Annotated in this window: 18 protein-coding genes and 2 pseudogenes; 14 read left to right on the forward strand and 6 right to left on the reverse strand. The window is 45.9% G+C overall.

Going from position 1 to position 25,499, the window contains the following annotated elements:
- Positions 1 to 380: 380 nt before the first annotated feature.
- The 5 genes from AB4Z17_RS19225 to AB4Z17_RS19245 all read left to right on the forward strand — a co-directional run bounded on the left by AB4Z17_RS19225 (position 381) and on the right by AB4Z17_RS19245 (position 7,019).
- The gene (locus tag AB4Z17_RS19225) at positions 381 to 2,183 is read left to right on the forward strand and encodes a sensor histidine kinase (protein WP_441961437.1); all 1,803 of its coding nucleotides are present in this window, start codon (positions 381 to 383) and stop codon (positions 2,181 to 2,183) included.
- Between the two features lie 30 nt (positions 2,184 to 2,213).
- Entirely contained in the window at positions 2,214 to 3,551 is a 1,338-nt protein-coding gene (locus AB4Z17_RS19230; protein WP_441961439.1) for a response regulator transcription factor, read from the forward strand.
- A gap of 106 nt (positions 3,552 to 3,657) precedes the next feature.
- On the forward strand, positions 3,658 to 4,578 hold the full coding sequence (locus AB4Z17_RS19235) for a carbohydrate ABC transporter permease (RefSeq protein WP_441961441.1): 921 nt from the start codon (positions 3,658 to 3,660) through the stop codon (positions 4,576 to 4,578).
- Positions 4,578 to 5,450 (forward strand): carbohydrate ABC transporter permease, encoded by an 873-nt coding sequence (locus AB4Z17_RS19240; protein WP_076271011.1) that lies wholly within the window; start codon positions 4,578 to 4,580, stop codon positions 5,448 to 5,450. Before AB4Z17_RS19235 ends, AB4Z17_RS19240 begins: the two co-directional genes overlap by 1 nt.
- A gap of 111 nt (positions 5,451 to 5,561) precedes the next feature.
- Positions 5,562 to 7,019: an ABC transporter substrate-binding protein gene (locus AB4Z17_RS19245; protein ID WP_339207482.1), complete on the forward strand. Its 1,458-nt coding sequence runs from the start codon at positions 5,562 to 5,564 to the stop codon at positions 7,017 to 7,019.
- 66 nt (positions 7,020 to 7,085) lie between these two features.
- Here AB4Z17_RS19245 and AB4Z17_RS19250 read toward each other — a convergent pair whose 3' ends face one another.
- Together AB4Z17_RS19250 and AB4Z17_RS19255 are read right to left on the reverse strand one after the other, a co-directional pair.
- Positions 7,086 to 7,283 (reverse strand): YiaA/YiaB family inner membrane protein, encoded by a 198-nt coding sequence (locus AB4Z17_RS19250; RefSeq protein WP_441961459.1) that lies wholly within the window; start codon positions 7,281 to 7,283, stop codon positions 7,086 to 7,088.
- 60 nt (positions 7,284 to 7,343) lie between these two features.
- Positions 7,344 to 7,565: pseudogene (locus AB4Z17_RS19255) on the reverse strand (YiaA/YiaB family inner membrane protein); the annotation flags it as partial.
- Between the two features lie 444 nt (positions 7,566 to 8,009).
- On the opposite strand from AB4Z17_RS19255, the gene AB4Z17_RS19260 reads away from it, so the two are divergent.
- The 4 genes from AB4Z17_RS19260 to AB4Z17_RS19275 all read left to right on the forward strand — a co-directional run bounded on the left by AB4Z17_RS19260 (position 8,010) and on the right by AB4Z17_RS19275 (position 18,097).
- Positions 8,010 to 8,405: a hypothetical protein gene (locus AB4Z17_RS19260; protein ID WP_441961443.1), complete on the forward strand. Its 396-nt coding sequence runs from the start codon at positions 8,010 to 8,012 to the stop codon at positions 8,403 to 8,405.
- Positions 8,405 to 9,958 (forward strand): AraC family transcriptional regulator, encoded by a 1,554-nt coding sequence (locus AB4Z17_RS19265; RefSeq protein WP_441961445.1) that lies wholly within the window; start codon positions 8,405 to 8,407, stop codon positions 9,956 to 9,958. Before AB4Z17_RS19260 ends, AB4Z17_RS19265 begins: the two co-directional genes overlap by 1 nt.
- Positions 9,959 to 10,126: 168 nt before the next feature.
- Positions 10,127 to 11,167, forward strand: a complete 1,041-nt coding sequence (locus tag AB4Z17_RS19270; RefSeq protein WP_441961461.1) for an NAD(P)/FAD-dependent oxidoreductase — start codon at positions 10,127 to 10,129, stop codon at positions 11,165 to 11,167.
- A 252-nt stretch (positions 11,168 to 11,419) separates the two neighbouring features.
- Positions 11,420 to 18,097: an S-layer homology domain-containing protein gene (locus AB4Z17_RS19275; protein ID WP_441961447.1), complete on the forward strand. Its 6,678-nt coding sequence runs from the start codon at positions 11,420 to 11,422 to the stop codon at positions 18,095 to 18,097.
- A gap of 69 nt (positions 18,098 to 18,166) precedes the next feature.
- Here AB4Z17_RS19275 and AB4Z17_RS19280 read toward each other — a convergent pair whose 3' ends face one another.
- A complete protein-coding gene (locus tag AB4Z17_RS19280; RefSeq protein ID WP_441908660.1) occupies positions 18,167 to 18,382 on the reverse strand; it encodes a hypothetical protein in 216 nt (71 codons plus the stop codon).
- A 156-nt stretch (positions 18,383 to 18,538) separates the two neighbouring features.
- Between AB4Z17_RS19280 and AB4Z17_RS19285 the strand changes: the two genes are divergently transcribed.
- Complete coding sequence (locus tag AB4Z17_RS19285) at positions 18,539 to 20,014, forward strand: sensor histidine kinase (RefSeq protein WP_441961449.1); 1,476 nt, start codon at positions 18,539 to 18,541, stop codon at positions 20,012 to 20,014.
- Positions 20,011 to 20,703, forward strand: coding sequence for a response regulator transcription factor (locus tag AB4Z17_RS19290; protein ID WP_076271018.1), 693 nt, complete (start codon positions 20,011 to 20,013; stop codon positions 20,701 to 20,703). Before AB4Z17_RS19285 ends, AB4Z17_RS19290 begins: the two co-directional genes overlap by 4 nt.
- Positions 20,704 to 20,717: 14 nt before the next feature.
- On the opposite strand, the gene AB4Z17_RS19295 is transcribed toward AB4Z17_RS19290, so the two are convergent.
- Positions 20,718 to 21,101 carry an STAS/SEC14 domain-containing protein gene (locus tag AB4Z17_RS19295; protein WP_441961451.1) on the reverse strand — a complete coding sequence of 128 codons (384 nt, stop codon included), beginning with the start codon at positions 21,099 to 21,101 and terminating at the stop codon, positions 20,718 to 20,720.
- A 150-nt stretch (positions 21,102 to 21,251) separates the two neighbouring features.
- On the opposite strand from AB4Z17_RS19295, the gene yunB reads away from it, so the two are divergent.
- Positions 21,252 to 22,382, forward strand: a complete 1,131-nt coding sequence (gene yunB, locus AB4Z17_RS19300) for a sporulation protein YunB (protein WP_441961453.1) — start codon at positions 21,252 to 21,254, stop codon at positions 22,380 to 22,382.
- A gap of 68 nt (positions 22,383 to 22,450) precedes the next feature.
- Here yunB and AB4Z17_RS19305 read toward each other — a convergent pair whose 3' ends face one another.
- A complete protein-coding gene (locus AB4Z17_RS19305; protein ID WP_441961455.1) occupies positions 22,451 to 23,506 on the reverse strand; it encodes a M23 family metallopeptidase in 1,056 nt (351 codons plus the stop codon).
- A gap of 132 nt (positions 23,507 to 23,638) precedes the next feature.
- On the opposite strand from AB4Z17_RS19305, the gene lipA reads away from it, so the two are divergent.
- Together lipA and AB4Z17_RS19315 are read left to right on the forward strand one after the other, a co-directional pair.
- A complete protein-coding gene (gene lipA / locus AB4Z17_RS19310) occupies positions 23,639 to 24,574 on the forward strand; it encodes a lipoyl synthase (RefSeq protein WP_076271021.1) in 936 nt (311 codons plus the stop codon).
- A complete protein-coding gene (locus tag AB4Z17_RS19315) occupies positions 24,556 to 25,335 on the forward strand; it encodes a YutD-like domain-containing protein (protein WP_441961457.1) in 780 nt (259 codons plus the stop codon). The genes lipA and AB4Z17_RS19315 overlap by 19 nt, the downstream gene beginning before the upstream one ends.
- Positions 25,336 to 25,380: 45 nt before the next feature.
- Here AB4Z17_RS19315 and ppnK read toward each other — a convergent pair.
- Positions 25,381 to 25,499 (reverse strand): annotated as a pseudogene (gene ppnK, locus AB4Z17_RS19320) (NAD kinase); the annotation flags it as partial.

The following is a 25,499-nucleotide window of genomic DNA, read 5'->3' on the forward strand; positions in this document are numbered from 1 at the left end:
TGGATGAAAAGTGGTCCGTCGGCAAGAAATATATTGAAATGACAGTGTACCATGAATGGCGTAAGAAAAAACCAAAAACAACGCAAGAACCTACTCTTGATGAGTAGGCTTTCTGTTCGAGGATTTTACACACAACTTTGGACTTGACCCATCCTAAGTGCTGCTAACCAACATCTGTTGACTAGCAGCATTTTTTTTGTATGAAGTATGTGTATTTCTACGATTAAGCTCCATTGCCCCTTTTGAAAAGGGTAGATCTAGCCACTCTGTTTGGCTGTTTTTTTTGCTATAGTACAATTATTAACCGGAGGTGCCTGCTCTAGCCACTCTGTTTGGCTGTTTTTTTTGCTATAGTACAATTATTAACCGGAGGTGCCTGCATGCGATCGGGTCTTAGCAATCCTTTGACAAAATTGAACATAAAGCAGCAATTGATACTTTTGTTTCTCGTGATGGTGAGTCCGATTTTTCTACTGCATTGGTACGGCAATATGAAAGCAGAGCATTTGCTCAAAAACCATGTGACGAGCGCATATGTGGAGCTCATCAAACAAAACGATACCGTCATTAATCGTGACATGGATACGATCAGCAAAATAACGACGACGATTATTCAAAATCCAATTACGCAGCAGCTTGTGCCTACAGGGGCTGAGACGGTTATTGAGAGAGTACGGAAATATGATAAGGTCGACAAACTGCTTGCGAGTAATTCGATTCCTCTAAATGGAGGAGAAGCCGTATATTATTCGCTGTATATTTATGACCCGAATGATTACTATTTTTTTGCACCGAAGCGTCAGTTGACACAAACCGGGGTTTATTTTTTCTCCGATGCAGAGAAGCCAAGCTGGTACGATGATGCGGTCAGTTATAAGAGCAAAGGTTACATGGAAATTATTGATTCAAATGTAGGGTTATCGCAGATCAGCACGCTTGCTTATATTCGTGCCGTTAGCAATGTCTCTATTGGAAACGGTATCATTGGCGTTTTGGTCGCAACAAAGATGGATATGAAAATTAGCGAATCGCTGAAATCCGTTTCACTGCCAGACGGCAAGATCATATTTATGGATTGGTCGAACCGCGTGCTTGCAGCGACTGATTCAAGTCTGATGGGGAAGACGTATGTCCTGCCGCCTGCAACAGAGGTTAAGGATGGGATGGAAGCGGTCGGCACTTTTGATGTCATGACCTCTGATTACATCTATGTGGTCAATTATAACCGCAACTTGAACAATAAACTTGTCTATCAAATTCCGATCAGCTCGCTATTAAAGCAGCAAAGCGAGCTCAAGCATGTCATCCAGCTCATTTCTATTGCTTATATACTGTTCGGCTGCGTCGTTGTTGTTTATTTCTGGCGCTCGCTTATGACGCCGCTTCAGAAGCTGGCGCAGTTTGTTCGCACCTATGAGCCAGGCAGGCTAGTGCCGGAGACGCCGGGAAAAGGCCGGAATGACGAGGTCGGCGTACTCTTTGCCGCTTTGTATGACATGGCCCGTAGGCTGAATGTGCTCATTCATTATAAATACCATATGGACATCAAGCAGAAGGAGTCGCAGCTCCAGCTGCTTTACCAGCAAATTAATCCACATTTACTGTACAACACGCTTGAGAGTATTTACTGGAAGAGCTCGCTTGAAGGCAATGCGGAATCCGCAGAAATGATTAAGGACTTATCGAAGCTGATGAAAATTGGCCTAAGCAGAGGAAGAGAGCTCATTCCGCTGGACGAGGAGCTTGAGCATGCATCCGCTTATGTCAGCTTGCAGCAGAAGCGATACAAATATGAGTTTCAAGTGCACTGGAACATTTCCGATGCCGCAAGAATGATTATGATTCCAAAAATATCGCTGCAGCCGCTTATCGAAAATGCGATTATCCATGGCGTTAAATTTATGGGCGAGGATGGCGAAATCCAAATTTCGGCCGTAGTTGAGGGCGAGCGGGTTACGATCAAGGTAGAGGACAACGGACATAAGGAAGTTGATTATGCCTCAATTGAGCGTTTATTAAGCAATGACAAGTCAGATCATAGTTTAGGTTATGGGATTCGTAACATCCAACAACGAATTCAGCTTCATTTTGGCAATGGATATGGAATGAGCTACAAGCGCGGGGACAACGGCGGCACGACGGTGACGATTATTTTGCCAACGAGCTATGATGAGACAAAGTGAGCATTGGAATGCGGACGGGGAGGAAGATAAATGTACAATATATTGATCGTAGATGACGAGCCTTTAATATGTGAGGGTTTATGCAGTTTATTGTCTGCTTCCGGCATTAGTTTAGCAAATGTTTATATGGCGCACAGCGGATATGAAGCGCTCGATTATTTGAGAATTGAAGAAATTGACCTGCTGATCACAGATATTCAAATGGGTTCGATGAATGGAATTGAGCTAATGCATCAGGCTAAGCTGCTGAAGCCTTGGGTTCAGACAATCATTATTTCCGCTTATGAAACCTTTCAATATGCTCAAATGGCGATTCGACTCGGTGCAAAGGACTATATGATTAAACCGCTTAATAACGATCAATTTCTGGATTCCGTCCGAAATGTGCTGCTCAAAATGAATAAGCCTGCGGCAACGGAGGATCAGTTCTTATCCAAGCTGCAAGAGCATTTCCATATGGAGGAGCCGCTCCCGAAGCGAACGGAGCTGTTTAATCAGCTGCTGTCAAGCTCCGAGGAGACACCCGAGGAAATAGCGAAGAAGCTGTATGAGCGCTACGCAATCAAGCTGAACGGGCCTTATTATGCGGTCATTAAGCTGCGCCTGAATTTATCGGATAAGGATCGGCAGATCCAAAGTAGGGATGCACTGCTGCTGCAGTATGCTGCATTGAACATTGCGAATGAGCTGCTGGATAAGGAATGGAATCATGTGGCCTTTTATTCTCCCAATCAGGAGATTAGTGTACTTATTCAATGGGACGAGAATGAGTTTGGAGAAGCTAGTGTCAACAAAATTAATCAATTGGATATGATCGGGCGCAGCCTCTATTACAACATTCATAAATTTATCGGGCTGCACTGTGTCATAGGCATTAGTCAAATTGTGCGGGGCATTGGTTTCGTGGGCATGCTCAGCGAACAAGCGCGCAAGGCGATCATGTGGAACCGTGAGCATCGTGATCATTATGTGTTTTATTACGGTGATTTTAATTGGAGCACCTATACGCAGGACCCTACTGCCGAAGAGCTAAGCGAACAGAATAGCCTCATTGTAGAGAAGTCGAAGGCATATATCGATCGCAACTTTGTTCAAAAGGGACTGACGCTGCATGAGGTCGCACAGAAAAATCATGTCAGCCCGAATTACTTAAGCTATTTGTTCAAGAAGGATACAGGCTATAACTTATGGGAGTATGTAATCAAGCTTCGAATGGAGGAGAGTCGGAAGCTTATTTTGTTTACCGATTTGCGAAGATACGAGATTTCAGAGCGCGTCGGCTACGAATCTCCGGAGCATTTTAGCAAAATATTTAAAAAATATTATGGGATGAGCCCAAGCGAGCTAAAGAAGGACGACAAGAAATAAGATGAAGTAAAAATAGCTATCATTGTCTTAGATTTGCACATTACCAGTTAGCCGCCTTGCTTCTAGAATGGTATAGAGCAATAGAAAAGAAATGAGGGAAACTCAGATGGAACAATCCGTTGTAGTAGGCGAGCCGCTCGATAGCAAGGTGCAGAGGAAGGCTGGCAGGTGGAAAAGACATATTTCGGGCTATTTGTTTCTGCTGCCCGCAGCTATTATTTTTATTTTATTTTTGTGGGTGCCGATCACGAAAGGCATTATTTACAGCTTTTACACGATCGATTTTGTAAAGGGAAATACGTTCGTGGGGTTTGATAATTACAAGACGATTTTTAACGATCCTGATGTATGGATTGGTGTCAAAAATACGCTGTACTACATGTTTTTATGTATGGTTATCGGCTTTTGGGTTCYTATTCTGTTCGCAATCGCAATATCAGAGCTGCGTCGCTTTCAAGGCTTCGTTCGCGTGGCGGCATATTTGCCGAACGTCGTGCCTGCTGTTGTGTTATACGGCTTATGGAGATGGTTCTATGATCCGGTAGGTCCGATTAATGGATTGCTGACGGAAGCGGGGCTTGATCAAATAGCCTTCCTAACGAATAAAAGCTGGTCAATGATTTCGCTTGTCGTCATGGAAACATGGCAGCAGTTCGGTTCAGGCATGCTCATTTATTTGGCTGCTGTTCTTAGTATCCCGCGGGACTGGTATGAGGCGGCAGAAATTGATGGCGCAGGCATATTCCGCCGTATCTGGCATATTACGCTTCCGTCGATTCGCGGCTTGATTCTGCTTCTGTTCCTCTTGCAGTTGATTGCAACGACGCAAGGTTTCCAATCTCAGCTGGCCTTGCTTGACGGCGGTCCGAACAAAGCAACGCTCACTTACTCGCTGTTTATCGTCAAATATGCATTTACGAAGCTTGATTACGGGGTAGCCTCTGCGCTGGGTGTACTTATGTTCGTCGTCCTTGGCGGATTGGCACTTTTACAATTCAGGCTGAACAACAGGGGGGCGAGCAAGTGATGAAGAGCTTAGACAGAGGGATATTATCCAGTCACGATTTGCGCAGAAATAAAAACAAGGTAGGGTTTCTGCTTATTATTCTTGTCATTATTGCAATGGTTGCCTCGATGCTTTATCCCATTGCTACTGCATTGTTTAACGGTTTGAAAGCAAACACCGAAGTGAACTCGTTTCCGCCGCACTTTTTGCCATCGGAGTGGCATTTCGACAACTACCGAACAGGCTGGAATTTTATTAACCTGCCGCAGTTTTTGAAAAACACGCTTATGATTTTTGGCGGCAACATGATTATGACCATCGTCGTGCTTGGTTTAGCAGCCTTTAGCCTCTCCAAGCTTAATGTTCCGTATCAGAAGGGAATCTACTTTTTTTTCATGATTACACTTTTTATACCGCCGAGCACTTATATCATTCCGAACTTTCTTAATCTGAAGGATCTTGGGTTGCTTAATACGTATGCGGCTTTCTGGCTGCCTGCCAGTGCGAGTGCATTCTATCTGCTGCTGCTTAAAAATTTCTTCGATGGTATCCATCATGAAATGATTGAAGCGGCTCGAATCGACGGTGCGTCAGATTGGAAATGCTTCAGCCTTATCGCGATTCCGCTTTCCATTCCTATTTTCTCCACGCTCGCAATATTTGTTTTCTCAACGGCATGGAACGATTGGTTCTGGCCTTCGCTTGTGATGCACAGCGATAAGAAATATCCGCTTGCGACAGCCGTATATAAATACGTCATTAGTGCGCAAAGACTCAATCTGAATATTCGTTTCGCCATCCTTACGATGGTGATGCTGCCGCCGATTCTCGTGTTTCTGGCGTTCCAAAAGTTCATTATGCGCGGACTTCATCTTGGCGGGGTTAAGGGATAAGCAGTTCGTAGACATACACATGATCGGAATAAGAATACACCTCGCCCAAATGAAAATGTCTCCTTTATGATGAGGATGTAGTGAAAATACGAATGGTGAAGGGGAATATCGATGCTAAAGAAAAACGTGGCAGTGTTGATTTGTTTGGTCATGATATGCTCAATTCTTGCGGCTTGCAGCGGTGGCAGCAAGGAGACCAACGATCCAAAAGAAACCGATAAACCAACGAATGCAGCGACAAACAATGCAGGCAGCAAGGAAACAGACCCTCCGAAGGAAGATATTAAAGACAAAAAAATTACGATCAGCATTTATTATCCATTGCCGGATCAGGTTGAGAACCGCAAGCTGGAAGATGACAAAATCAAACGTTTTAACGAGGTTTATCCTAACGTGGAAATCGTAAAAAGCGACTGGCACTACAACCCAAGCGAAATCGGCATCAAAATGGCAGCAAACGAAGCGCCGACATTTTTCAACACTTGGGCAACAGAAGCTAAGTTTTTGCAGGAGCGCGGCTGGGTAGCCGATATTACGGAGCTGTGGGACAGTTATCCATTCAAGGATCAAATCAACCCTGTGCTGCAAAGCCAATTTATCATTGACGGCAAGGTGTTCGGGGTATCCCAGAAAGCCTATGTTACAACTACGGTCGTAAACAAGAAGCTGCTCGACGAGAAAGGTGTACCGATTCCATCGTATGACTGGACATGGGACGATATGTACAATACTGCTAAAGCAGTAGCTGATCCGAAGAAAGGTATTGCAGGTATTGCGCCGATGGGCAAAGGTACAGAAGCAGGCTGGAACTGGACCAACTTCTTGTTTGAGGCAGGCGGCGATGTTCAGACGATCGCTGACGGCAAAGTAACAGCAGCCTTTAATTCTGCCGCTGGCTTGAAGGCGCTAGAGTTTTACAACAAGCTTAGATGGGAAGCAAATGCAATTCCGCAGGACTGGGCACTTGGATGGGGCGATGCTGTCGGCGCTTTCGGACAAAGCCGTACGGCTATGGTTATAGCAGGAGCTGAGGGTGTACTTGAGCAAGCGCTCAACCAAGGCGGCTTGAAGCCAGAAGATGTACTGACATTCCCAATGCCGGCAGCGGAGAAAGGCGGCAAGCATACAGGCGTACTTGGCGGGGATTACCTCGTGATCAATCCAAATGCGACGAAGGACGAACAAGAAATTGCTTTCCGCTATATTACATTTGATTACTTTACGGATAAAGGTCTAGAGTCGCTTGAAACCGATATCCAAAAACGCCAAACAGAAGGCAAATACTATATTCCGCCGCAAATGAACTACTACAGCCCTTCATCGGAATACGGTCAAAAAGCACAGGCTATATTTGATAAATACGATAACGTCTACAAATATAACGCAGAATCCGATTCTTTGCTTGACGGCAAACCTGAAGCGCAATACAACACGCAGGATTACTACGGCGAAGTAACGAATGTGCTGCAAGAGGTTTTCTCCAAAAAAGGTTCAGATCTTCAAGGCTTGCTCGACAAGTCTGCCAAGGTCGTGCAAGAGAAGTTTTTTGATTCTATTAAAGTCGAATAGCTAAACGGATTGATCGAAAGAAAGCCTCCCCAATTCATCTTTAAAGGGGAGGCTTTTTATTATTTTCTAGCTTTCTAAATCTTCTGTTTTCGTATGCACGCTGTCTTCTTCATTAYCCCGAATGGTCTTTTGCAAAACGAGGCAAGAAACGATTAAGAAAGCACCGGCAATTGCGTAGTAGCCTTTGACGTAAAGCGGCTCCTCTAGCGTGTAAATACCTATATATTGAGCGAGAATAGCAATGATAAAGCCAGCCCAAGCCATGAACGAAAAAGCGGGTGTATTGCGGCTTCTGTAGCCGGGATTGTAGTCTTTGAGAAACTTATCCTCATCATTGTCGCGCGCAACCTTCTGCAGAAGAAATGAAGTGATAATTAAAAGTATGCCGGTTACCGCGTAGTACCCTTGCACAGACATTGGCTGTTTCAGCGTGTAAATACCGATGAATTCGAAGCCGCATGCTATAAGAAAAGCTGCCCAAGCCATGAATGTATACGTTGGGGTATTACGGCGGCGATAAAAATTTGCTGGTTTGCGTACTTGCATCGTTTCCATTTTTTCCATTTGAGAAAGCCTCCCGAATCGATTTGTTGTTCATGTCTTTAGTTTACATCATATGCCAAAACGCAAAAGTACCAACTTATTGTAGTACCAGGTACTAGGGCGTGACTGAAAACCCGTTCAGTGGCACCTTTCACCGCCTTTTCGCCCCCTGCTTCGTTCCGTCTGCTTGACGTACCCCGGTACGCCTTCACAAACGCGCCTTGCATGGAACGAAAATTCAGCAAAATTTGCTGTCTACAGAGTTCTCAGACATGCCCTAGTAAGAAAGGAATTGACAATGAGAATGGTTATCATTAGAATGCTTGTTAATATGCTCTGCAAGGAACCATACATAAAAGGCTGAACCATCATGATCAAGTAGTCGGCTTTTCTTCGGTCGATCTGTGAGCAGCACAAAGTAAACGCTAGAGGAGCTGAACTCGGAAAGTGGAGTGGAATGATCTTATTAGGCTTTGGAACCATGCCTCTATTAAGGTGTTGGATGTTCGTCACCATAAGATGAAACTTGGCGATAGGCTGCAATCCTACCGTCTTCCAGCAAGCGGATTTTTATATACGACAATGGGCAGCGCAAATGTATGTTTGGACGGTCATCTATATAAGGCGGAGCGATTTCATATGCTRCATGGGGGCAAAGGAATGTGCTTGGATATAGATAAGCTGAAGGAGGATTTTGATTATTACTTAATCTTCTATAAAGCACTCATTCCGCATCCTTGCAGGCAAGAGATTTTATCACTTATTGAAACAAACAACCCGTTCCATATGCAATATGGCTTGCCCCGCAATACCCGATCTCACTATTTCGAATTGTTAACGTAATGGCACAAGAGTGGCAAATATCGCATTCTTTGGAGAGATTTCATGTCAATACGTTATTTCATCAATTTGTTTATGAGGTATTCATTCAGCTGCAAAAGCAAGATGTATCTCTATCGAAGCCCGACCTAGCAGCTCAAGCGCTTCGTTATATTCATGATCATTATATGGAGCCGATTACGCTTGAGCAGTTGGCACAGATATTAAGCTATAGCGCCAAAAACTTGTCCAAGGTGTTTAAAAAGGAAACGGGGCATAGTCTTATTGATTATGTCATTCAGGTGAGAATTGATCATGCGAAGGAGCTAATGAAAAATACAAGCGCGACCATTCAGGAAATTGCGGAAAGCGTTGGTTATTCAGATCGCTTATATTTCACACGGATATTCAAAAAGGTTGCTGGCGTTTCGCCAGGCAGGTATAAAGACAGTTTGAGAAATGCTAGAAGCGGGGCAAATCGTCTATATAGATCGAGCCGATTGTCCATTGTTCCAGGGAGGCTCCGGCGTTACAATGTGTATCGTTATGATAATCATTATCAATACAAAGGAGAGAATCAAATACCCATGTACAAAGGATTGAAATTATCAATGGCGGCAACCTTATTGTTTTGTTTTGCCTTATTTGTGAGCGCATGTTCTACGGGGACGTTAAATACAAATACGACAACCGTGGAATCAAAATTAACGACGAAGGGGGAAGCAGCTCCTTCCAATAAGCCGCAATCGGAGGCTCAGACTAGAGTAATCACAACGATAAAAGGTGATATCGAAATTCCTTCGCATCCCGAACGGATCGTTGTTGATCTGTACTTGGGCAGCTTTATTGCACTAAATGTCAAACCAATCGGTACGCCAGAATTGAATTTGAAAAATCCGTATTTTTCAGAGGCGCTTGCAGGCGTGGAGAATATTGGAGAATACGAGAGTGTATCGCTAGAGAAAATAATAGATTTGCAGCCGGATATGATCGTTACAGGTAATGAAGCAGCTTATGAGCAGTATAGCAAAATTGCACCGACGATCGTTGTTCCTTATGGCGAACTAAAAAATACGCATGAAGAATTGACCTATTTCGGTAAATTGTTAGGGAAAGAGGCAGAAGCGGAAGCATGGTTGGCTGATTACGACCAGCGTATTGCAGCAGCCAAAGCAAAGGTTGAAAGTGCCATTCCTAGCGATGCTGTGATTTCAGTCATGCAGGATTGGGGAGGGAATACGGGCGTATTCGGCGATAATTTCGGCAGGGGCGGACAAGCAGTCTATCAAGCACTTGGACTTAAGCCGCCAGCTAAAGTAGCGGAGCAGCTGATGAAGGAGCAAATTGTTGAGGTTTCTGGAGAGAAGCTGTCTGACTTTGCTGGCGATTATATTATATTAACGTCTGATACGATAACGCTTGCAGATTTGAAAACCGAGCCGATTTGGAAGCTGATTGATGCAGTTAAAAATGATCGCGTCTATATTTGGAGTAAGGAACGCTCATGGTATTTTGATCCGATTGCTACGCTATCACAGACAGAGGAACTAGCTAATTGGCTCGCAGGTGCGAAATAAACGAATCGTTGAAAGCATGGATAGAGATAACAAAAGTCAGTTTTGTACAAAGAAATGGTGACTTTTGTCCATTGTCACAATGAGTATGGTATCCTAAACTTTAATAAGTGATAGTGATAATCAATATCAAAAAATAAATTGATCATGACTGACGTTTGGAGGCAAATGATGAACGAACAATTGGAGCTCTATGATGTAACGATAATTGGTGGTGGCCCAGGTGGGTTATATACCACTTTCTATAGCGGCATGCGCGATTTAAAAACGAAATTAATTGAAGCGCAGGATCAACTCGGCGGGCGAATGCTCACTTATCCTGAGAAAATTATTTGGGATGTAGGCGGGGTAACACCGATTCGCTGCGAACAATTAATTGCGCAATTGATCCAACAAGCCAAAACCTTTGATCCGACGATTGTGCTCGGACAACAAATTACGGACTATGAACGATTGGCTGATGGAACTTTTATGCTGACTTCATTAACTGGCGAGAAGCATCATACAAGAACGGTCATAATGGCAATTGGTTACGGAATAAAAAAATTAGCGAAGCTGGAGATTGAAGGGGCTGACCGCTATGAAGTAACGAACTTGTACTATACCGTACAGGAGCTGGAAAAATTCCGCGATAAGCGAGTGCTCATTTCCGGCGGCGGCGATTCCGCAGTAGATTGGGCAAATGAGCTGGAATCCATTGCAGCCAGGGTAACGGTCGTGCATCGCCGTGACAGCTTCGGCGGGCATGAGAGAAATGTTTCCAGGATGAAACAATCCTCTGTAAATGTTCTTACGCCTTATCAAGTGCTTGCGCTTCATAGCAGTAATGGGGAAAGTATCGAGAAGGTAACAATTGCACATATGGAAACGGAGGAAAGCAAGCAGATTGAAGTCGATGCTGTCATCGTCAATCATGGAATGAAGAGTGATTTTGGACCCATCCGTGATTGGGGTCTTGATATGGGAGTATGGAATGCGAACGTTGGGGAGCGGATGGCTACTAATATTCCGGGCATCTTCGGCGCAGGCGATTTCGCGAGCTTTGGCAGCAAGGTTGGACTTATTGCWGGAACGTTCACGGACGGCGTCTTGGCACTCAACAGCGCGAAGCTGTACATGGATCCGGAAGCTCCAGAGATGGCTTATGTTTCTTCTCATAACGAGCGTTTTAAGGAGAAAAATCGGGAGCTTGGCGTAGTAGAAGAAGAATAGTATACCGTTTAATCAGAAAGAATGAGCTTCACAGCCATCAGCAGGTTACCCATATAAGAATAGAACCCCTCTGTCTAAGACAGAGGGGTTTTTGCATGCCTATACACTTCGTAATATAACACCTATTATTTCTAGAAATGCACATCGATATGTAAGCGATTCCAAATTATGATGAAAGAGAATGAAAGATTTACATAAGCGAGTGCTTTCGGGATACGTTTGCACTTGGATACCTTTGGGGAGGTTTGTGCAATGAAACGTGCAAGGTCTATATTGGCATTCATTCTGGCGCTGCTGCTTATGTTTATGGCGGTTCCGGTCTATGCGGACGAGACGGCGGTAGTATCGGAAGGCGGAGGCCAGCCCGAGGCGGCCGTGTCATCCGTAACGGAATCAACCTACGTTCGCATCCAGAACAAATGGCAAAGCAATTATTTGTATGAGGATGAAAGTGGTATCGTGAGGTACGGTTTTCCAAGCTATGAAGATGAATCCTCGCATTGGCTCATTGAGGAGCATGATGGCAATAAGCGAATTCAAAACCGTGCAACCGGACATTACATTACGGTCTCAGAGGTTGGGAAGCGGCGCGATGCACTGACCAGCCGCGAGATAACGGAGAGTACGCTTGCAGACCAATGGACCATTCATGCGTCCAGCCGCGAGGGTTATGTGGTTATTAAAAGTGCAACTGTGCCGGAGAATGCCAATCTCGTTATTCATCAAGAGGATTTGCTCGGCTTTGCAGAAGTAAGCAATGACATCAATATAACGTTCGAGAGTCCGCAGTGGGCGCTCGAGCCGGTGGAGTCTGCTGCTCCAATTCGTCTTGCCAATAAGTTCCGAGCCGGACAATATTTGTACGAGGGAGCTAATGGTTTCGTTGATTTTGGCGAGGTGCCTGCTGCGGATCGCAAATCTCATTGGGTGCTTGTCCCAGGAGCAACGCCGGATTCCTATCGGATTAAAAACCGTGCAACCGGTCATTACATTACGCAAGGAATAGACTATGAGCCTATTAAAGCTATCGGACTGGACAACACGAATAAAAGCGAGTGGCTGGTAGCTGACACAGCGGGTGGAGATTTTATCACCTTCCAAAACGTTGCAGCTTATCAGGCAGTTCCTTCGACCATTTACGTATTGAATACGCAGTTTTCTGATGACAAACATGTACGCTCGAACAGTTGGTCCGTCCTGGATCGAGACAATGCACACTGGCGAATAGAGCTGGCGCCGGATACGCAGCCATACCGTATCGTGAATTTTACAAATGAGAAGGTAGGTACTGCTTATTTGTATGAAGATGCTGGGCTGGCAAAGGTTGGCGCACTGACAACACAGGCAGGCCAGAAGTCATTTTACCAGTGGGTAAGGGAAGATTTTAACGGCAAAAAACGGCTGCGCAACCTAGCAACTGGTCATTATGTTACGCGTGCAGGAGTTAATGAGATCAGCGATCCGCTTAAGGTATCTTCATTAACGGAAAGCTCTGCAGAGGATCAATGGTCCTTTAGCAAATCAGCCATTTATGATGACTATCAAAGCATTCAGAGCTATGTTGGCCAAGGCGAATATTTGCATATTCAAGACAATACGGGCGCAGCCCAAGCAAGTACAATTCAGCCAAATGAGAATGCGGCGCAATGGTTGTTTGAAGACCCGGCATTTAGCGGGGATGGCTCGCCGCAATATATTCGAATTCAGAATGAATGGCAAAATTTCTTCTTATACGAGGATGCAGCAGGACAGCTGAAATACGGCAATGTCTCTGAAGGCGATTATAAGGGACAATGGTTAGTTGAACGTTTAAACGGTCGCAAACGCATCCAGAATAGAGCAACAGGCCACTACATTAATTTGCAAAATATGAAGGATGGACGCATGGATGTGTCTGAGGTGGCTGATGACTGGACGAGTGCGATTTGGGTCATCGAAGATGTCGGCGGCTCAAAGCTCATTCACAGCTTGCAGGATGCTAATGATGTTATTGGACAACAAAAGTATATTAGCTTGCAAAATCTGACGAAATACGCGGAATACGGCGTAATTAATCCAGGATGGGGAAGCCCTAAATGGAAGTTTATACCTGTGACAGACGCGGCGTTAACGAATGTAAGACTTAAGAACAAGCAAACCGGCAGTTATTTGTATGAAGTGACCGCTGAGGGTGATGATCAAGGCAAGGTTAAGTATGGCGAGCTTCCAGAAACGGATCTTAGCTCAGTTTGGTATTTGGAGCGCACGGGCGATGGACCGACCTCGGTGCGGTTGAAAAACCTCAAGACTGGCCATTATGTGTCGATGGAGCACGTAGGCGGGGATGTTGAAAAGGATGCCCCGACACAGCAAATTATCGCACAAGGCGGCATTCACGAGAGCTGGGGCAGCGTGAAGTGGAACATGGAGCCTGGATCTTCTGATAAATTTGTAGTGCTGCGGAGTGGTTGGGCTCGTCATTTTCTATATTCAGATGGTGAGGGATATACGAAAGTGAGCAAGCTTGTTGCTGATTCGGATAGCGCGCAATATGCAGTTGAGCCGCTAGCACTTCCAGCGAAACCTTTGCCAGAGGCTCCGATTCGTATAAAAAACAAGGCGAACGGCCAATTTTTATATGAAAACAATGGAGGAATTGTTCTTTATGGCAACTTGGCAGAGAACAACGGCTACAGTCATTGGATTATAGAGTCAGAGGGCGGGAAACAAAGGTTGAAAAACCGTGCTACAGGACATTACATGACAATGACCGGGGATTATGCCTTTATTGAGAGCAAGCAAGCCATTCAAGGCGATGCGTTCTTAGAGTGGGCAGTTGAAAGCACTCCGAGCGGTGCGGAATATATGATTCGCAGCTTGAATGGGAAATACGATGATGAGTTCATTCATGTTCAAAATAATGCAGGCTACGCAGAACGTGGATTGTACCCAGCATCATTTGGATCGGTGCAGTGGACGTTTGAGAATGCAACGGAGCAATTCGAGACGCCGCCAATGGGCGAGGAGAAGACGAATGACACGGCTACCCCAACATTTGACGACACGAACTATATTCGTATTAAAGAAAAGTCAGGCACAGGCTATTTATATGAAAACGGCGGCAAGGTGCTTAGCGGCTCGGTAAGGGCAGATAACGCGAGCTCCCAATGGCTGCTTCAGGATTTCAACGGCCGGAGGCTGTTGAAAAACAAAGCTACCGGACATCTATTGACGCTACAATCAGATGGTCTGGCGGCAATCGCGGGTGAGGCTAGAGGCATTGATGCGGCACAATGGACGATTGAGGAGCGTGCTGGCTATAAACGGATTATAAATGCTTCGCAGAAAGACGGATTGCTGCTGCTAACGGCTGGCAAGCTGCAATACGGTACGCCGAGTCAATCGGATGAGGCACTTTGGCAGTTTGATCCCGTTGCCTCCAATCAGCGATATGAAGCAGAGAACGCTTTTATGTCTGGCGGCATTAAAGTAAGTAAGGAGTTAACAGGCTTTAAAGGTGCAGGGTACGCTGGGAACTTCACTGAAACGGGAGATAAAATCAGCTTTACCGTTCATGCTGGGGCAGCAGGCAGCTATTTAACGGAGCTTCGTTACTTGAACGTCACCGATGCGCCAAGCAAGCTTAGCCTGTATGTGAATGGCATAAGGATCAAACAAGTGGCGTTTAATACAGCTGGAGAAAAACAAAGCTGGTCCGAAGCGGTTATTGAAATGCAGCTGCGCAGCGGGATTAATACGATTACGCTGCAAAAGGATTCAGCGGATTCAGGGCAAGTATGGCTGGATAGCCTTCTAGTCAGACAAAGCATCGGCATTGCTTACCGCGGAGCGACAGTTCCGTACATTACCTATGAAGCGGAACATGGATTAACGAACGGCGAGCTGATTGGACCATCGCGCAGCTATCGCGAAATCGCTTCTGAGGCATCGGGCAGGCAGGCGGTTAAGCTGGTAGATGAAGGTGATTATGTACAATTTACATTAGCGAAGGCGGCTAATACACTTGTGCTGCGTTATGTCATCCCAGACAGCGCAGACGGGGCTGGACGAAACGAAACGTTGGGCCTGTACGTAAACGGAGAATTTAAGCAAAATTTAGAGCTTAGCTCAAAACATGGCTGGGAGTACGGCAGCTATCCATGGTCTAATGATCCAAAGCAGGGCAATGCACATCGCTTCTTTGATGAAATACATGCTTTGATCGGTGATATTCCCGTAGGAGCTAAGATCCGTCTACAGAAGGATGCCGAGAATGCGGCAGATTATTATGTCATTGACCTTGTCGATATGGAGCAGGTGGAAGGTCCGTTTGCAAAGCCTGATGGATTCCTGTCAGTTGCCGAATTCGGAGCTGTACCTGGTGATGGCATTGATGATTCGGCAGCGTTCCATTCTGCAATGAATGCAGCGAAAGAACAAGGGAAAGGCGTATGGTTCCCTCAAGGGGTATTTGAGCTTAAGGCTGATGTGATTGAATTGGATCAAATCACAATTCGCGGTGCAGGGATGTGGTATACATCGCTGATCGGTGCGAGGTTTATTGGCAAAGGCGCTAATATTGGCGTATATGATCTACTCATCGACGGCGACCTGAATATTCGTGATGATGAAGCGTTGACCCATGCTTTTTATGGCGGCTTCGGCAAAGGCTCGGTTATTCAGAATGTTTGGGTCGAGCATTCAAAAACAGGGCTTTGGCTGTCCAAGGTAAGGGGCAGCGACGAAATAACGGATGGCCTGCATATGGTTGGCCTTCGTTTGCGCAATTTGATGGCCGACGGCATCAACTTCTCCGTAGGCACGAGCAATAGTGTGATGGAGCAATCGGATATCCGATATCCGGGCGACGATGGTTTGGCGATGTGGTCGGCGGAAGGACGCGCAAGCATCAACAATACGGCGCGTTTTAATACGGTGGCTTTGCCTTGGCTGGCCGATAACTTCGTTATTTTTGGCGGGCAAGACAATAAGCTTCAAGATAACATCGGTACGGATACCATTACGAACGGCGCGGGCATTGCCGTATCGACACGCTTTAATCCTGTGGCATTCAGCGGCACAACGGTTGTGGAGCGCAATACACTGGTTCGTACGGGCAGCGCCGACTCTGCGTACAACATTAATCTAGGTGCGATTTGGATTTTCGCTGGCGAGAAGGATTTGAACGGCGAGGTCATTGTACGGGACAACGTCGCGCTCGACAGTACTTATGCGGGTTTAATTGTTCACGGCGGCGGATTCAGCATTGATCATATGAAGCTGCAAAATATCGTGCTCGACGGAATGGGTACAAACGGAATAGATGTGACAAGCGGGGTGTCGGGCAATATTCAGGTGGACAATGTCATTGTGCGTGGCGAGCGGATAGCGATGCTAGCAAGTTCAAATGATCAATTATCGTTCACCGAGCAAAATGAAGGTTTTGCCAATCGTCCGAAGCCATTCCGCATAGCTCTTGAGAATGGCGATAGAGGACCGCTGTCGTTGACTGTGGGTGATACAAAAGCCATAAAGGTGTTTGATCAAGCAGGCATCGATGTCACAGCGGATGCGATCATAACGATTGCGCAAGCAGACATTGCAGCTATTAGTGAAGATAGACAGCTTAGCGCACTAAAAATCGGCCAAACGGCACTTACTGTGTCTCATGGCTCGCAAAGCAGAGTGTATACGGTGGAAGTGAAGGCGGTCGTTTTGCCAGAGGAAGGTAATGAAGGCAGCACTGACGGTTTAGGGTCAGGCCAAATCGGCGGTGCGATTAATACAGCTCAAAATGACAGCAAGCTGAAAACAGATGCCGCAAGCAAGCTTGAGCGGATCATCTTCGCCAAAGGTGCGTTAACATCAAATGGAGATCTCTCCTTCTCCGCACAAGCCCTTCTTGACGCGCTTAAGAGCAGTCCAAATGCGGTAGTCGTCATTGAGCAGGGTACAGCGTCGTATGAGTTCCCGCTGGCGCTTGTAAACGGCGTTCTGGAGGAGGCAAAGCTTGCGAATAACGGTAAGCTAATTGTAACTTTCTCAATTAAGCCGGTTAGTCAACTGGTGCTTGATAACATTCGAGCTAAAGCCAAAGCCGCAGGCTTTGAGCTTGCAGGTGATCCTGTTGATTTTATTATTTCCGTCTCGCATGGAAGCACATCAGTAGAAGCACACAGCCTTGGCGGCAAATATGTGAAGCGTACGATGACAGTAGACCGTGAACTGGATGCCAAAACAGCAACAGCGCTCGTATTTGATCCGGCAACGGGAGCTTTCCGTTACGTTCCGGCTTTGTTCCGATCAGCTGAAGGGAAAACCACTGTCACCATTTGGAGTACTAGCAACAGCAGCTATGTAGTCGCTTTAAATCCCAAAACTTTTGCAGACATTAGCAGCCACTGGGCAAAATCGAATATTGAGCTGCTCGCTTCCAAACAAATTGTGAGCGGTGCAACGGCGTCGAGCTTTGCTCCTAACCGTACAGTTACGCGCGCCGAGTTTGCGTCAATGCTTGTAAGAGCGCTTGGCCTCCAAAATAGTGGAGGCAAGCAGGCGTCGGCGTTCAGCGACGTTGCGCCGGGCGCTTGGTATGCGGATGCAATTGCAACAGCTGCAAGTTTTGAACTGATTAAAGGCTTCGAGGACGGAACCTTCCGTCCGAATACGACCATTACGCGCGAGCAAATGGCAGTGATGGCAGCAAGCGCATTAAAATTTGCGGAAGCAGCAGGAGCTAACGTCAAGAAAGAAGTTAATGAAGCTGCCAGCTTTAAAGACGAAGCAGCTATACATGGCTGGGCGCTTGATGCGGTGACTCGGGTTGCAGCAGCGGGTATATTGGAGGGCAAAGGAAATCAATCATTCCTGCCTCTAGATCTAGCAAGCCGCGCCGAAGCAGCAGCGATGATCACACGGTTATTGCAGTTCGTAGAGCTGCTGGATAAGTAATATGCAATGAAAAACGGTGTCAACCTGCCCCGCGAGGGCTAACAGGGCGACACCGTTTTTTTGTATAACTTAGCGTTTTCTAAGTAGAAAAAACTCGCATTCTTTTCGGTTATGATAGGCAATATCGCTTACCCCCGATTGGGTCACAATCGTGCTATCATCATACCGCACAACCAGCGAGCTGGCATCGATGAGCTGATTGTCTTGAAACACGCGAATGCGCTGCTGCAGTTCGATAACCTCTTCAAAGTCCTGATCGGTGCTGAGTCGTCGATTAATGGCCATATATACTCCTTTAATACGGAAAATGATTTCTTATAGTCTATCCCATGTTAGATCGTGTTGCAAAGTTGTCTTTGTTTCTCTTTGTCCCCTCAGGGCAACCTATGTTACATTGTATTCACGAAAAACGAATTGTCAAAAGGAGAAGGAGATCCGAGTATGTCCATCCGCGTTCGGCTGCTATTGTCCTACAGCTGTATTCTTATCGTTACGATCGTATTGTTTCTTGCCGCTGCTCTGCTCTTTGTAGTAGCGATAACAGGCGATGTGCGAAGCGTAAAGGACTTTTACAATATTCATTATTCCGTTAATCCATTGTCTGAGCAGGAGGAAACGATTTTCCTTGATCTAAAGTATTTGGCGAAAAATGAACCTGACTCGCTTCTTGATCATGCACTGCTCGATCAATATAATTACAAGCTTCGTTCGGTACAAGCGGAGCTGGTTATAAGAAAAGGCGACGAGGCGATTTATTCCTCCTTGTCCGTAAAACAGCCTCAATTCATCACGTTTTTGCCTGACTATGAGATGGAAAACAATGCAATCCGCAACACCCTGCAAATAGGGGACCATTTTTATGCTTATGCGAAATTTGATTTTCGTTTTCCAGATCAATCCAAGGGAAGCGTGCTCGTTGTAAGGGAGCGCAGTCCGTTTGCAGAGGTTGTTCGTACACTCTTGCCAATTATATTAGGCGTGCTGTTTATCGTGCTTTTGCTCATGAATATGCTGCTTTATTATTTTTTGACGCGCAGTATTATTAAGCCGCTTGATCTGCTTCGGAAGTCGACAGAGCGCATTAAGGAAGGCGATTTGGAGTTTGAGCTGCAAGCGGTAGGCAGCGATGAGATTGCAAGGTTAAGCGAAGCCTTTGAAGATATGAGAATGAAGCTGAAGCAATCGGTAGAGAAGCAGCTGCAATATGAGCAAAATCGCAAGGAGCTTGTCGCGAATATTACGCATGATCTGAAAACGCCGATTACTTCGATTAAAGCAAGCATAGAAGGCATTCGGGACGGTGTGCCGGATACGAAGCAAAAGATGGAGCGTTATGTGAATACAATTTTGACCAAGGCCGAGCATATGGATCAACTGATTGACGAGCTGTTTCTCTACTCGAAGCTTGATTTGAAGCAGCTGCCGTTTACATTCGAGGAAATCAGCTTGGGGCAATTCATAGAGGACTATGCCGAGGATTTGCAATTTGATTTGCAAGACAAAGGCGTTGCGCTGACGTGGGACATTGTTCATTCAGAATCTACCAATGTGCTTGCCGACCGAGATAAGCTGAAGCGGGTTTTAACCAACATTATGGACAATGCCATGAAATTTATGTTGGACGAGCCAAAGCAAATAGCGATATCGCTTAGTGTGGAGACTGATTTCGTTRGATTAATGATTAGCGACAGCGGCGCAGGAATATCGGAGGAAGCTCTCCCGTTTATTTTTGAACGTTTTTTCCGCGAGGATCTCTCACGCAGCCAGCAGACCGGTGGAAGCGGCCTAGGACTTGCGATTACGAAACAGATTATCGAAGGGCACAACGGCAGCATTCATGCTGAGAGCAAGCTTGGAGCGGGAACTAGCATGATCATCAAGCTGCCGCTCGCGAGGAGCATAGGAGGACGAACATGACGAGAATTCTCATTATTGAAGATGAAGTGTCGATAGCTGAGGTCGAAAAGGATTATTTTGAGCTGCATGGTTTTTCTGCGGACATATGCTTAACAGGAACAGAGGGGCTCCGCGCTGCTGTAGAAGGTGAATATGATTTGATCGTACTAGATTTGCAGCTGCCAGGCATGGATGGGTATGAGATTTGTCGTCAAATCCGTGCGGTAAAGGAGGTTCCTATCCTTATCGTATCTGCCAAAAAAGAAGAGATCGATAAAATTCGCGGGTTAAGCTTAGGGGCGGATGATTATATAACGAAGCCGTTTAGTCCAAGTGAGCTGGTCGCAAGGGCGAAAGCACATTTGCAGCGCTACAAGCGATTGATGGGAAACCGCGATACCAAAGCCTCAAATAAGATCCAAATACGCGGCTTGCAGATTGATGCCTCTTCCCGGCGCGTGTACGTCAACGACCAAGAGGTGCAGTTCACGACAAAGGAATTTGATCTGCTCTCTTTTCTAGCATTGAACCCTAATCATGTATTCAGCAAGCAAGAGCTGTTTGAACAGCTGTGGGGGATGGATTCCCTTGGCGAGATTGCGACGGTAACCGTTCATATTCGTAGGTTAAGAGAAAAAATAGAAGCGGATCCTTCGAATCCGCAATATATTGAAACCATTTGGGGCGCAGGGTATCGGCTCACGATTTAAACGGATTAAATAGACTATTCCGGTACGCTATAGTTATTTAACCAGTGGAAGGCTTGTTCAGCATCGCTAAAAAAATGTACAGATGGTTTGGTATTGGTTTGCTGCAAGTGATTCAGAATTTCACCATCTTCCAATAGGAATGCGATGGCTTTGCTATGACTCAAAGTGCTTTCATTAAAAAATTTATCTTTCCATGCTTTTTGAACCGAAAAATGGTCGGGGGTATAGCCTTTTCGATCAACTAACAAACGGTATTTTCGCCCCTCTGTAATAAATGGCTTACACGCTTGCTCGAAACCATTAAACCAGTCATTAACATCATCTGTGCTTATTTTTCCAATCAGACGAGTAACAATTAAATCTCCTGAAACGGTTGTGCTAATATTGCGTTCACTCAACTAGATTCATCTCCCTTAGTTACAATTATGTATAACGTTTCCATAATGTCAATAGGTCTGCAACTTGCTGAGGTCGTCTTCTTTTTTGACCAAGTTCTGCATAAGTATGGGTAATAAAGAGCGTGCAGCTTGGTGCGGGAGGGGATCGGATTGGCGAAATGGGGAAGGCGAGGCTGGCATTTTCGAGGATTTGGAGGCAGCCGTATGCAGCTTTGGTCTGGCCGTCCATTCTCTAAAGTAAAATCAGTCACTTGGGGCAGTCGTGGGAGTTCAGCTTCATCAAGGCCAGCACCAAAGAAATGGGGTACGGGAGCTCGTTCAAGCACAAGCAGCGGAAAATGGGGCATTAGGCGTCCAGCTGTAAAATACAGCAGCAGCCGAAGCAGCGGCAATGGCGGATCAGGCGGCATTTGGGGCTCTCGCCCTGCTAAGCCTCGTATAAGACGACGCACAATCTTTATTATAGCCCTGCTTGTTTTTATGGTTTTTTCGATCCAGTCCTTCGTCTATATTGAGAAAAATTTGCGGCCGCCGCTGATGAATATAGCAAAAATCAGAGTAAAGCAAATCGCCACGCAGGCTATCAATAAAGCGATAACCGAGCAAGTAGCGAGCCGATCGGACAGCAGCAACCTTATTGACTGGAAAATGAACAGCAATGGAAAAATATCTGGCTTCATGCTTAATTACGCGGAGCATATGAAAATTACATCGCAAACGATAAACACCGTACAAAATAYATTAAATGAAATGAAGGATATACCGGAGCATATTCCGATTGGGCATGCGCTGGGTAGTGCGATCATTTCCTCATACGGACCAAGAGTACCCGTCAAATTCGAGCCGGTTGGGGCTGTTAAGGTAGATCTTAGCACGCGTCAGAAGGATGCCGGCATCAATATGATTTTGGTTGAGGTATACATTCGCATAATAGCGGAGGTTACGATCATTATTCCGTTTGATACCGAGCCGGAGCTGGTCGAAACGGATATTCCGATTTCATATTTGCTAGTAGTCGGCGACGTTCCAATGTACTATTACGACAATACKGGCAAACCTGTAGGCGAGTCGGCTGCGCAGGCGCCAAACATCTCGGTTCCGCTCGGCGAAGGTACGGGAGGCGGAGTTACATCCAGTCCGCAAAACAACAATAGTGGAGAGTCTTCAGGCACTGGAGCATCTAATACAGGACCGTCAACAGAAGCAACGAACGAAGGCTCTAATCATTCTAAAGGATCTAACCAAGGATCAAATAGTTCGGGAAATTCATCTTCTGAATAGCATACATATAAAAACGACTTTATTGTCTTCTGCAAAGAGGACGATAAAGTCGTTTTATATTTTTTGCTTTAATTTCCGGAACGCATTCGTTTACGCTCGGCTTGCTCCCAGCGGCGCAGCATCGGATATGGATCAAACGACCATTCAATTAAACCGCGGTCGCTGTATACGCCATAATGCAGGTGAGGAGGAAACTTTCCCTGCGTACCGGGTTTGCCGTAACCAGAGCTTCCTACCCATCCAACAACCTGTCCAGGCTTTACGACATCGCCTATATTAACGGTTTTGTCAAAGCCGGACAAATGTGCGTAATAGTGGTAAAAATTGTTTAGATCACGAATGCCAATTCTCCAGCCGCCGTATGGATTCCAGCCCTGCACCTCAACAATGCCATAACAGGTGCTCCGAACAGGGACGCCATGCCTTACGAAAATGTCGGTACCTTCATGGGTACGCCTGCCGCCCCAGCTTCGCCCGGTTCCCCAGGTGCTGTTATAGGCATAATGAGTGCTGATAGGCAGCGGGAATGCATGCTCGAACAAATCAAGCTGGCCAAATGCTTCATAGATTCGGGCGAACTGCTGGATGCGCTGCACTGAACGATTATTTTGATAATACTCCCAAAGTCCGATTGCGAAATCATCATTGGAGATACCGTACGCGGCAACGCGGCTAACAAGTGAATAGAGAAGATCGATGTCGCTTGTTCGTTCCGCTTGTCCATTCCCGTCACCATCGCGGCCAATCCCGTTAAAAAAGTTGATCGATACCGGCGAGCTGTCATCCGTATTCGGATTGAGCGGGCCGACCCAGCGTTCCTGGTCGATAAACACGCCAACGGTGTTCCCAAGCATTGGACGAGCCTTTGGACGTGCTTTAGACATGGATCGCTCATACTGATCGATGGCTGCGATCCAGAACCAAGGCACTTCGGTAAATAAGCTTAATTTGTCATACAACCCTCTTCTAACGGAAAAGGGATCGGTCTCAGCATCGACTGTTTGCTCATGGGCCTTATCAGTTTTTTGTTTGACAGCAGGAGCTGCTCTTACAGAACTGACGGGCGTGACAATGAACAGAGAAGCTGCGGTTATTGCTGCAACAATAGGAATAGTCAGTTTCAAACGTCTCACCCTTCCAAAAGCATGACGGTTATAACGTTATGTTTTGCAAATCATTGGTTTTTATACGAAACATGTTATAATAAACGCATGAGTTTAGGAATTATAAATGAACTTGAAAGCAGGTAATCCCTTATGAAACAACAAGAAACACTCAAAAAGCCTGATTGGCTTCGAATAAAATTAGCGACAGACGGTAACTTTGCCGAAATTAAAAATATGATGCGCTCAAAAACGCTACATACGGTTTGTGAGGAAGCACGTTGCCCAAACATTTATGAATGCTGGTCGAATCGAACAGCCACATTTATGATATTGGGTGATATTTGCACGCGCGCTTGCCGTTTTTGTGCGGTTAAGACAGGTATGCCGACTGAGCTGGATTTGGACGAACCAGAACGGGTGGCAGAGGCAGCAGAGCAAATGAATCTTCAGCACTGTGTTGTTACATCGGTTGCTCGTGACGATCTTAAGGATGGCGGCGCATCCATATTTGCAGCTACTGTACATGCGATTCGCAAACGTATGCCGTTTTGCCGAGTTGAAGTGCTTATTCCTGATTTCTTGGGAAATAAAGATGCGCTTCAAATCGTAATGGATGCAAATCCGGATATTCTAAATCATAACGTCGAAACGGTGGAGCGGCTTTCGGATCGTGTTCGTGCCAAAGCCAAATACAGCCGTACGATGGAGCTGTTGAAGCGCGCCAAAGAAATGAAGCCTAAGATTCCAACCAAATCGAGCATTATGCTTGGCGTAGGTGAGGAATGGGATGAAATTTTGCAGACGATGGATGATCTTCGCGCAAACGATGTAAATATTTTGACATTAGGTCAATACTTACAGCCAACGCCAAAACATTTAAAGGTCGTACGTTATGTCCACCCAGACGAATTTGCAAAACTTAAAGAAGAAGGGCTGAAGCGCGGTTTTAGGCATGTAGAATCCGCACCATTAGTACGCAGCTCTTATCATGCACATGAGCAGACCGATTCGGCACACGCAGCAATGGCAGCGGAAGCCGAAGCGAGCCGTGAGATTTCTTCCGGTGCTTGCTCGAGCAGCTTGTAACTGACGCTCAAGATGAGGTGGAAAATATGGCTTTGATTCATATCGGCGGAAAATCTTATGAAATTGTGCTTGAAAATAGGAATGGCTGGAATCCTGAAGCATTTCGTGATCGATACAGCGAAGTACTTGAGCGCTACGATTATATTGTTGGCGACTGGGGCTATAGCCAGCTGCGGCTGAAAGGTTTTTTTCGTGACAGCCATCAGAAAGCTACGAAGGAAAGCAATCTATCTGGCATGCCGGATTACATCAATGAGTATTGCAACTTTGGCTGCGCTTATTTTATTTTAGAAAAAACAAACAGTACCGTTCGTGAGCCAGACGACTATGACTTGGATGCAGACGATGAGCGTCCGCGTATAGAAGCAGCTGATCTTCTTGCAGCAGCTGCCGGTTTTGTGGATATTTCTGAAGGTCTTGAACATGATGAGGTTGCGAGTGCAAAGGAAGAAAGCGGCGCTCCAGCACATGAAAGGCATACTCGCAATCACACAAGAGAAAATCGCCATAGAAGCTCCAATCGCAATAAAAACGACGCGGATAAAGGCAACGACAGCGCGAATAGTGCTGGCGAAGGTAAAAATAGCAGCGAACAGCAGCAGGGCAGCGGGAAACGTGAGCAGCAACAGCAGCGTAAAGGCGGCTATAAAGGCAATAACGATAACCGCTCCAAGAAACCGTTCCGCCTTGCAGCGAGTGAAACAGCTGCTTCATCTGCAGAAACGAATCGACCAAACAAAAAAGACACAGAGCGCGTATAATACGCTCTGTGTCTTTTTTTTGGTTTTTGATGAATGCAACAGATCCTATCGGACGTCGTAACCAAGGAATGCTTCACGTACTCGGTTCCAGAAAGGAAACGGACGATATCGTGCAAAGCTTACTTTACGGCTGGATACACTGCAGCGGATGGAACGGATATCGC

Source organism: Paenibacillus sp. TAF43_2 (genome assembly GCF_052113545.1).
In the GTDB taxonomy this organism is placed as follows: Bacteria; Bacillota; Bacilli; order Paenibacillales; family Paenibacillaceae; genus Pristimantibacillus.